The 894-nt window shown below is 65.1% G+C and carries 2 protein-coding genes and 1 pseudogene; all 3 read right to left on the bottom strand.

The genetic code is table 11. The features are described from left to right. Positions 1-54: 54 nt before the first annotated feature. Positions 55-351 carry a hypothetical protein gene (locus ACPUER_RS36900; RefSeq protein ID WP_425133598.1) on the bottom strand — a complete coding sequence of 99 codons (297 nt, stop codon included), beginning with the start codon at positions 349-351 and terminating at the stop codon, positions 55-57. Continuing rightward, entirely contained in the window at positions 348-638 is a 291-nt protein-coding gene (locus tag ACPUER_RS36905; protein ID WP_425133599.1) for a hypothetical protein, read from the bottom strand. Before ACPUER_RS36905 ends, ACPUER_RS36900 begins: the two co-directional genes overlap by 4 nt. Further along, positions 635-894: pseudogene (locus ACPUER_RS36910) on the bottom strand (hypothetical protein); the annotation flags it as partial. The gene ACPUER_RS36905 and the pseudogene ACPUER_RS36910, both read right to left, overlap by 4 nt.

The raw sequence follows: 894 nt of genomic DNA on the forward strand, positions 1-894 counted from the left end.
ACTTCAGTTCCTGCAGCTTTTCATCGGTTGCAAGAAGTCGACGCTTGAGTAAAGTCATGAGGTCGGCCTCGATGTGGATGCGCGTGACCTTGGCACCGCCAGGCGGCGGATCCTGGGATCGTTGCCATACGGCTGAGCCCACGTGCGCACGGCGGCTTCGACATCTGCCGCCGCTGGCATGTCAGGCAAGGTCTGAATGGTCCAGCCTCCAAGACGCCTCGGCGCAATATAGGCGGGTTGCCAACTGCCGTCGGCGCGCACATTGATCAGAAACAGGGACGTGCCGACAACCAGTCGCCAGGTTTCGACGACGACAGCGGGTTCTGGATTGTCGTGATCGGGGATCTTCATACAAACGGAGCCTGATTGCAAGAATCGGCAGTCAGCGCGTCGACGAGATCGAGTTGACCTGGCGCCGGCGTCGGCGGTCGCCGTGGCGATTTCGGTCTGGGGTGGCCACCCCGTTTGAGCGCGCGGGCGAGTGCCAGCAGCTGCGTCCAAATCTCGTCGGCTTCGATGGGCGAAAGCGTATCGGCCGCAGCGTCGAGCGCGGCAACCAGCTCTGCCAGTTGCCGCGGCGATCGCGCCAAGACCGACTTCGCTTTCGTGCGTGCCCGCCCCACGACAGCCCTGCTCATGCGCGGGTGTCTTTTGTGGGGGGGGCGGGATCGAAAGGGTTAGGCCACAGGCTTTTAACCAAAGCATCTGCGCGTGCGCGGCGCTGGTCGGGCGTCAACAGGTGTTTTTGCTCGCGCGTCAGGCCCGCCGTGAGCCAGTCGTCGGGGAGCTTCGCGCCGACCGGCGCAATCGGGCGGCGCTCGCGTATGGCGGGAGCCGGCATCGCCGCGCCCAAAGCGGCCCCGGCGTCAGCAGTACGCGGCGACAGATTCGGCG

The sequence above is a fragment of the Burkholderia sp. DN3021 genome, from assembly GCF_049805555.1.
Taxonomy (GTDB): Bacteria; Pseudomonadota; Gammaproteobacteria; order Burkholderiales; family Burkholderiaceae; genus Burkholderia; species Burkholderia pyrrocinia_C.